The organism is Rhodococcus globerulus NBRC 14531 (assembly GCF_001894805.1).
Lineage (GTDB): Bacteria > Actinomycetota > Actinomycetes > Mycobacteriales > Mycobacteriaceae > Rhodococcus_F > Rhodococcus_F globerula.
In genome coordinates this window covers 70,058-79,203 of sequence record NZ_BCWX01000012.1, presented here as the reverse complement: position 1 = coordinate 79,203, position 9,146 = coordinate 70,058, and the positions used below count along the sequence as shown (strand labels likewise).

4 protein-coding genes are annotated in these 9,146 nt (G+C 61.3%); 3 read left to right on the top strand and 1 reads right to left on the bottom strand.

What is annotated here, in order from left to right:
- Positions 1-622 precede the first annotated feature (622 nt).
- Entirely contained in the window at positions 623-1,030 is a 408-nt protein-coding gene (locus RG2_RS30215) for a VOC family protein (protein ID WP_033236742.1), read from the top strand.
- Positions 1,031-1,098: 68 nt separating this feature from the next.
- Here RG2_RS30215 and RG2_RS30210 read toward each other — a convergent pair whose 3' ends face one another.
- The gene (locus RG2_RS30210; RefSeq protein ID WP_033236741.1) at positions 1,099-2,073 is read right to left on the bottom strand and encodes a sigma-70 family RNA polymerase sigma factor; all 975 of its coding nucleotides are present in this window, start codon (positions 2,071-2,073) and stop codon (positions 1,099-1,101) included.
- A 90-nt stretch (positions 2,074-2,163) separates the two neighbouring features.
- On the opposite strand from RG2_RS30210, the gene RG2_RS30205 reads away from it, so the two are divergent.
- Both RG2_RS30205 and RG2_RS30200 read left to right on the top strand, forming a co-directional pair.
- Complete coding sequence (locus RG2_RS30205; RefSeq protein ID WP_072782835.1) at positions 2,164-2,949, top strand: HD domain-containing protein; 786 nt, start codon at positions 2,164-2,166, stop codon at positions 2,947-2,949.
- A gap of 683 nt (positions 2,950-3,632) precedes the next feature.
- Complete coding sequence (locus RG2_RS30200) at positions 3,633-9,119, top strand: ATP-binding protein (protein WP_033236740.1); 5,487 nt, start codon at positions 3,633-3,635, stop codon at positions 9,117-9,119.
- The last annotated feature ends 27 nt before the right edge of the window (positions 9,120-9,146 follow it).

Genomic DNA, 9,146 nt, shown 5'->3' with positions numbered 1-9,146 from the left:
TATCGCTCACCCGAAAGCAAGCTAAATCAGTCATAGACAAAAAGAGTCAAATCACTAGCAAAAAAACTCAACTAGCAAAAAATGTGTCGGCAACCATTCAGACGGAAGAATGAACAATCACCGACGAAAAATACTCACACCCCGAACATCAGAACCGAAACCCGAAGGCCCGGAACATCATTCGACATGTGAAGTACCAAATAATTTTGGCACTGACATTCATCGACACACTGTTGAGTTCTCAAAGAACACGCGCACACCATCACCGCGACCTTCAGGCCACTCGCTCCGGGGCAACTTTTCCAGCCTATCCGATTCTCCGCACCGGCGCAAACCGGGCTGATCTTCGAAACTAACTGGAGTGTTCGCCAGGCACTTCGTACAACCTCGTGTCACTCACCCTCGCAGGTGGGAGTCGGTGTCCGTGTCGCTCTGACCTGGAATAAGTTACGCGAAGATCAACACAACACCAAATCGCCTGGTCACAGCGCTGCGAATAGTTAACAGAGGGAAATACTCACCAAGATCCCCGCTCCCCCGATGATTTTCTGCGTCTCGGATGGTCTGCATCTGTGAAAGGAACCAAACAACAGCGGTTCCACCCGACAGCAAGGAGTACCTGATGTCCCGACTGCTCTTCGTCAACATGCCTGTGAAGGATGTTTCCGCCACCCGTTCTTTCTTTGCCGGGCTCGGCTTCGAGTTCAACGACATGTTCAGTGACGAGAACACCGTGTCGATGATCGTCAGCGATGCGGCGACTGTCATGTTCCTGAACGAGCCCCGATTCGGCGACTTCATCGCGGACGACATCTGTGACACGTCGAAAGCCCGCGAAGCACTCATGTGCATCTCTGCCGAGAGCAGAGAAGAGGTGGACAGCTTTGTCGATGCGGCCATCGCGGCCGGCGGCACCAAGTGGATGGAGCCTCAGGATCACGGCTTCATGTACGGACGTGCATTCCGCGACCTCGACAATCACGTCTGGGAGGTCATGTGGATGGACCCGGCTGCGGCAAATCCCCAGTAGCGGCGAATCCGCACTAAGACTGCAACCGTCAGGGGTTGGGCGCGGGTTCGCGTGCAACCCCTGATTTATTACAGCTCGGCTGGTAGACCGAACCTGGGGAACAGACTGAGATCGAAGAAGCAGGTCACATGCGATATCCCCGACTCGGTAACGTCGAGAACATGCAGCTGGAAGGCATGGTGAATACCGTCCTCCTGACGCATGTAGAGCCCGAACGCCGGCTGACCGTTGGCCGATGTAGGTAGTAGACGCATTGCCCCTGGCCCGTCGGCCGGGCATTTGTCCCCGATGAGCTGGCCGATCGCCTCGGGGCCGCGGTACCAACCCTCGAACGGCGGCATCTCCCAGACCGCGTCGCGCGTGAACAGCGCGACGATGGCGTCGACGTCGTAGCTCTCGAAGCTACGGACGTATTCACGCAGCAATGTTCGCGCTTCTCCGGAACTGGGTTCGATGAGAGTGTCTTCGGTAGGCGCGATATTGCTGATCTGTGCGCGCGCTCGTTGTAGAACGCTGTTGACCGCGGTCGTGGTGGTATCGAGAGCTTCGGCCACCTCTGCCGCTTTCCACTGCAACACGTCGCGCAACACCAACACTGCTCGCTGCCTCGGAGAGAGATGCTGCAGCGCCGCGATCAGAGCCAGTCGCACGGAATCTCGCTGCACCACCATGACGGCCGGATCGTTCACATCACCCAACGACGAGTCGGCAATAGGTTCGAGCCACGCGATCTCGCTGCGCTCGATCAACTCGTCGGATGGATCCGAACTGGGCGCACCCAACCCTGTCGGAAGTGGTCGCTTGGCGCGCCCTTCCAAGGCGGTCAAACACGTATTCGTCGCGATACGATAAAGCCAGGTTCGAAACGACGATTGGCCGCGGAAACCGTCGAACCCCCGCCACGCGCGGATGAATGTTTCCTGGACCTGGTCCTCAGCATCATGGATGGAACCCATCATGCGATAGCAGTGCGCCAGAAGCTCTCGCCGATACGGATCGGCAAGTGTCAGAAAATCGCTGTCCAACGCCTGATCGACTGTCATTTCCTCAGACTAGTTGCCAAAGCCGAGATACACAGGAGGACTCGAGGCAACAATGCATGTCATTTCCTGCCCCACAAACGAGAGGTTCCTATGCACGACACCACATCGATCAGCCGCACTTTCGACGCTATCGCTCTCAAAGAGATGGACCCAGCACTCCTTGCGCTCGCAGTCTTGGAGGCAGCGGAGCGGGCGTCCATTTCCGTCGAAGCCTTGCAGCAAGCGATGAATGTAGCCGCGCTCGCTCACATCGACCAGAACCGCAAGAACGGAATCAAAAACCCGGAGGACCCCTATATCGTCCACCCGTTGCGCAATGTTCTCAGGCTCCTCCGATACGGATGCGTCGATGCCGACGTTCTGGCGGCCACGGCTCTCCACGACACGGTGGAAGATCAACCCCGCGCCGTTATCGAACTGTTGTCCGGCCACCCGACCTCCGAAGAGGACAAATCCTTACTCCAACAGTTGGCGTCACAGGCCATTTCGAATACCTTCGGCAGTCGAGTAGCGAATATCGTTGCAGCCGTTACTAATCCGATCAACGACAGTCAAGATGGAAATGCTGTCAGTTATCAGGATCATGTCGTGGCGGCAATTGAAGATCCCGCCGTATTTCTCGTCAAATTCAGCGATTTCGTCGACAACGCGGGCAGCGTGAAGCATCTCGGCGAGCCGACGCGAACAAGGCTGTCCGCCAAGTACGCCCCCCTGGTCCGGTATTTCCGCACGGGGGCAAGCACACTCGGTAACCAGTTGAATCTTCCCCAGTCCGGACTTGACGACATCACTCACCATCTCGACGAACTGGAGGCTCGACTTCCGGTCGAGAGCTCAGATCCCCGCGAGCCCGAAAGCACTTCTACAGCAACGTAACTGGCAGTCATCGCAGTGAGGCCTGGGTTGAACCCTTGCCGCGAGTCACTCGGGGCCGCGCCGCGGTAGATCCGATTAAACCTGTGAGACGCAATTTCCTTGCTCTGCATTTGCGTGGCGTTAACGTACTCGCCAGTAGTACCGACGGGTAACACTGGCCAGTAGCATAGGGCAAATTCAAAACTACTGCGCCAGAATCGAATTTGTTACCCACGAGTATTCGTTTTCGGCCCCGACTCGGCGCTCCGTGATCCGCATCACAACGCCGAAAGTGTCTGTGGCACAGCCAATTAAACGATAAGCGTTACCGCAGTTCACGTTGACTAATATTCTTGAATTCGCCCAGGTGACATGTGGGCGCACATACTGCATCCTTAGATAAACCAGGGACTCCCTGGAGGCAGAAACACTATGTTGCTATTTCGTGATTGGAGCGGTTCTGAGTCCATGCCACAGGCGTGACGCGTGCACTCGGCGTCACCGGACTCACGAACCCACATGGCAAACACCTGCAGATGCGTATCCGGGGGCTAGCAATTCGCATCACCGCAGTTTTTGTCACAGCAGCAGTGCCCACAACCCGGAGCAAGTCAAAACCACAGCATGACGGTATGTGACGCACGATCAGCCCATATCGCGTCGTACGCGACGTATGAATCTCATCAAGGACGGTGGCAGTGACAATGTTCAAACGAATCGCAGTGGTCAATCGAGGTGAGGCCGCAGTCCGCCTGATCAGGGCAGTACGCGAACTGAATGCTGAACACGACTACGGCATTCGCGTCATTGCACTGCACACAGAGGCCGAGCGTCGGGCCATGTTCGTTCGCCAGGCAGACGAGGGCGTAACGCTGCGCAGCACCGGGACCGGCAGCCCGTATCTCGACTACGTCGAACTCGAACGGGCGTTGCTGGCAGCCAAGGCCGACGCAGTCTGGGTCGGCTGGGGCTTTGTCGCCGAAGACCCGGCCTTCGCGGAGATCGTGGCGAAACTTGGCATCACGTTCATCGGCCCCAGTGCCGACGCCATGCGACTGCTCGGTGACAAGGTTGCCGCAAAGATCCTCGCTGAGAAGGTCGGCGTCCCCGTCGCGCCGTGGAGCGGTGGACCAGTCGACACGCGCGCCGACGCTCGTCGCCACGCACAGGCCATCGGCTACCCGCTGATCATCAAGGCTCGCAGTGGCGGTGGTGGACGTGGAATCCGCAAGGTCTGGGCCGAGGACGAACTCGAAGTTGCGCTCGAGCGCACCCAGGGTGAAGCCGAGCGTTCATTCGGCGATCCCGTCGTCTTCCTCGAACGCCTGGTCACCGACGCACGCCACGTCGAGGTGCAGATCATCGCCGACAACCACGGCAATGTCTGGGCCCCCGGCGTCCGCGACTGCTCGATTCAGCGTCGCAACCAGAAGGTCATCGAGGAATCTGCCTCCCCCGTCCTGACCGAAGAGCAGTCGGATCACCTCAAAGAGGTGTCGGCAGAACTCGTCAAGGCTGCGGGATACCAGGGCGCAGGCACTGTCGAGTACCTGTACCAGCCCGAGAACAAGCTGTTCACGTTCCTCGAGGTCAACACGCGCCTGCAGGTCGAGCACCCCATCACCGAGGTCACCACGGGCATCGACCTGGTCAAGCTGCAGATCCTTGTTGCCAGCGGTGAGGAATTGGTCGGCGATTGCCCGCCCGCATTCGGTCACGCCGTCGAGGCTCGTCTCAACGCCGAAGACGCCGACAACGATTTTGCGCCGGCACCCGGCACCGTCCAGTTGCTGAAGTTCCCCCTCGGCTCGGGTATCCGCGTCGACACCGGAATCGCAGCAGGCGACGTCATTCCTCCCGACTACGACTCGATGGTCGCCAAGGTCATCGCCTGGGGACGCACCCGCCCGGAAGCCCTCGCACGCCTGCGCACAGCGTTGCGGGAAACCACCGTCGTACTCGACGGCGGCACCACTACCAAGTCGTTCCTCCTCGATCTTCTCGATCGTGACGAGGTCATCTCGGCGTCCGCCGACACCGGTTGGCTGGACCGCACCGGCGCTCTGGATTCCACGACGCGTCGCGCCGACGTCGCTCTTGTCGCCACCGCGATCGACGCCTACGACGCCGAGGAATCGCTCGAGCGCGCAGCATTCCTCGCGTCCGCCCGTGGTGGCCGCCCCCGCGCCAACCACGCGATCGGCCGCACCGTCGAGCTGAACTACCAAGGTCAGGCGTACAAGCTGACCGTCGGCCGTACCGGTCCGCACAGCTATCGCGTCGACGGCGATGCCGGTGATGTCGAGGTGGACGTCGATCGGCTCGGCGACTTCGAGTCACGCCTTGTCATCGGTGATCGACGTTTCCACATCGTCTCCGTCGCAAGCCCGTCGCGCTACCTCGTCGAGGTCGACGGCATCAGCCACCAGATCAGCCAGGACGACGCCGGTGTTGTCCGCGCGCCCGCTCCCGCTGTGGTTGTCGCAGTGCCGGTTTCCGTCGGTGACGACGTCGAAGCCGGTTCTACCCTTGTGGTTCTCGAATCCATGAAGATGGAAACCGCGGTTCGCGCGCCGTATGCCGGAAAGGTCCGCGAGGTCCTTGCGACGGTCAACTCGCAGGTCGACGCGGGAGCACCGCTGCTGCGTGTCGATCAGGTAGGCGACGAAGCTGTCACCGAGAAGGCTCCGCGCGTCGAATTCGATCTGTCCGCTTCGACTTCCGGTTCGGACACCCGCTCCGACGCTCTGGCCCAGCTCGAAGCCCTGACCGCGATGATCAGCGGTTACGACGTCAGCGGCAAGCATGCCAATGCGGTTCTCGCCGAGTACGACGCACTGCGCAGCGCTCTCGAGTCGGAAGATCGCGAACTGGTGCAGGCGGAACTTGCCGTTCTGACCACGTTTGCCGATATCTGCGAGCTCTCCCGCAACAAGCCCACGTCAGGCGAGACGGAGAAGGACGAGTCCGTCCACAGCCCGCGCGAGCATTTCCACACGTTCCTGCATTCGCTGGACGTCGAACGTGAGGGCGTCCCGGCGTCGTTCCGCACTCGCCTCGAGCGCGCCCTGCGCCACTACGACGTCACCGATCTCGACGATCGTGTCGCCGTCGAAGAAGCTGTCTACCGACTCTTCCTCGCATTGCAGCGCATGGAAGCCCAGATCCCGGTCATCGCAGCACTTCTCGAAGGCTGGCTCGCAGGCGACAAGGCTCCCGGCTGCTCGGCGCAGGAACTGAACGAGGTCCTCGACCGGCTGATCGTGGCAACGCAGGTGCGCTTCCCGGTTATCGGTGACGTCGCCCGCAACCTTCGATTCCGGTTCTTCGACGAGCCGCGCATCCGCAAGGTTCGCGAAGACGTGTACGACGGTGTGCGCGGAAACATCGCGTACCTCGAAGAGCAGCCGGACGCTGCAGACCGCGCCAAGCGGATCGCCAATCTCGTGGCAACGCCGGAACCGCTGCTCGATCTCTTGGGCCGCAAGATCGGTCTGGGTAGCCGTGACGGCGGACCGTTGGTCGAGGTCATCACGCGCCGCTACTACAAGATTCACTCCTTCGAGGACGTGCGGGCATTCGAGCATGTCGACCGCCGCTTTGTCACCGGTAACTTCGACCTCAAGGGTGACGGCCTCCATCTGGTCTCGACCGTGGCCGAATTCGATGCTCTCGGAACCGCTCTCGACGACGTCACCACGATCGCGCAGGACGCCCCGGCCGGTCGCGGTCTGGTGATCGACATCTACCTCGACTGGCCGAACCAGCCGGCCGACGGTGACACGCTTGTCGAAACACTCCGAACTGCGCTCTCTCGCAACGAAACCGTCAACCGCTCACGCCGCGTGACGGTCATCGTCTGCAACCCGAACGGTGATCCGGTCCGCTGGGTCACGTTCCGTCCCGTTGACGGAGAACTGGTCGAGGACCAGATCATTCGCGACATGCACCCGTTGACCGGTCAGCGTCTCGACATGTGGCGTCTGAAGAACTTCAACGGCAAGCGCCTTCCCGCCCCGGAGAACACCTACCTGTTCCACCTCTCCGCCAAGGAAAACCCGTCGGACGAGCGTCTGATCGCGCTGGCCGAGATTCGCGACGTGACACCACAACTCGACGACGAAGGCCGGATGGTTGCGCTTCCCGCAATCGAACGCACCCTCGCCGCGTGCCTCGACGGTATCCGCCGCGCCCAGAGCCAACGCGGCGACAAGCGTCGTCTTGCCGCCAACCGGGTTGTTCTCTACGTGTGGCCACTTGCCGACGTTCCCGCTGATCGATTCTCCGTGATCGCACAGAACGCCGCCCGCCTCACTGTCGGCGCCGGAATCGAAGAGATCACCCTGATCACGCGTCTCAAGGATCCCAAGGGTGGAGCGCCCGAGGAAGTTGCGTTGCGCTTCTCGTACCGCGCCGGCGCCGGAGTGGTCATCAACAAGACCACCCCGCCCACCGAGCCGCTGCTCCCCCTCGACTCGTACGCCCAGAAGGTGCAGAGCTCACGCGCTCGCGGCACCGTCTACCCGTACGAACTGGTGCCACTCCTCACCGGCAACAAGGGCACGTTCGTCGAGCACGATTTCGACGACGCCGGAGTTCTGGCTCCCGTCGACCGCCCGTTCGGCCTCAACAAGGCCGGAATTGTTGTCGGACTTGTCAACACGCCGACACCTCGCTACCCCGAGGGCATGACCCGCGTCGCACTGTTCGGTGATCCCACGAAAGCACTGGGAACTGTTGCCGAGGCCGAGTGCTCCCGCGTTGTCGCTGCCATCGACCTGGCTGAGAAGCTGAACGTGCCCGTCGAGTGGTTTGCACTGTCCTCCGGTGCCACCATCTCCATGGACAGCGGCACCGAGAACATGGACTGGGTCTCCCGCGGCCTGCGCCGGATCATCACGTTCACGCAGAACGGCGGCGAGATCAACATCGTTGTCACCGGCATCAACGTCGGCGCGCAGCCGTACTGGAACGCCGAAGCCACGATGCTCATGCACACCAAGGGCATTCTGGTGATGACCCCGGACAGCGCCATGGTTCTGACCGGCAAGCAGTCACTGGACTACTCCGGTGGTGTCTCGGCTGAAGACAACTTCGGCATCGGCGGCTACGACCGCGTCATGGGCCCCAACGGCCAGGCACAGTACTGGGCACCCGACCTCACGGCCGCGTGCGAAATCCTGTTCCGCCACTACGCGCACTCGTACCTCGCTCCCGGAGAACGCTTCCCGCGTCGGGCGAACACAGCCGACCCGGTCGACCGTGACGTGCGTAGTTTCCCGCACACCCACCCGTCGAGCGACTTCGAGACCGTCGGCGACGTCTTCTCGTCCGTCAAGAACCCGGATCGCAAGAAGCCCTTCGACATTCGGACGGTCATGCGTTCGGTGGTCGACCAGGACCACTCCGTGCTCGAGCGGTGGGCCGACATGGCCGGCGCAGACACCTCCGTGGTGATCGACGCGCACCTCTCCGGATACCCGGTCACCGTTGTCGGCATCGAGTCTCGCGCAATTCCGCGTAAGGGACACTTCCCCGCCGACGGTCCGGACACCTGGACGTCGGGAACGCTGTTCCCGAACTCGTCGAAGAAGACGGCCCGCGCCATCAACGCTGCAAGTGGCAACCGTCCGATCGTGGTGCTGGCCAACCTGTCCGGCTTCGACGGCTCCCCCGAGTCGCTGCGCAACATTCAGCTGGAATACGGCGCCGAGATCGGCCGGGCCATCGTCAACTTCGACGGCCCGATCGTGTTCTGCGTCGTCTCCCGCTACCACGGTGGCGCGTTTGTGGTGTTCTCCGGAGCACTCAACGACAACATGGAAGTTCTGGCCGTGGAAGGATCGTTTGCGTCCGTCCTCGGCGGCGCACCCGCCGCAGCGGTGGTGTTCACTCGCGACGTGAACACCCGCACCAACAAGGACCCGAAGGTTCAGCAGCTGGAATCGGATCTTGCCGCAGCGAAGGACGACACCGAAAAGGCACGCCTGCGAGTCGAACTGAGTGCCCAGCGCATCGCAGTGCGCTCCGACAAGCTCGGCGAGGTGGCATCGGAGTTCGAGGCCATCCACAACATCCAGCGCGCCCGTGAGGTCGGATCGGTGGATGCGATCGTGCCTGCCGCCGAACTGCGTCCGCAGATCATCGCGGCCGTCGAGCGTGGCATGAAGCGCGCAGTCGCGCAGCAGTAATCACAGCAGACAGATGGCCCCCGTCGG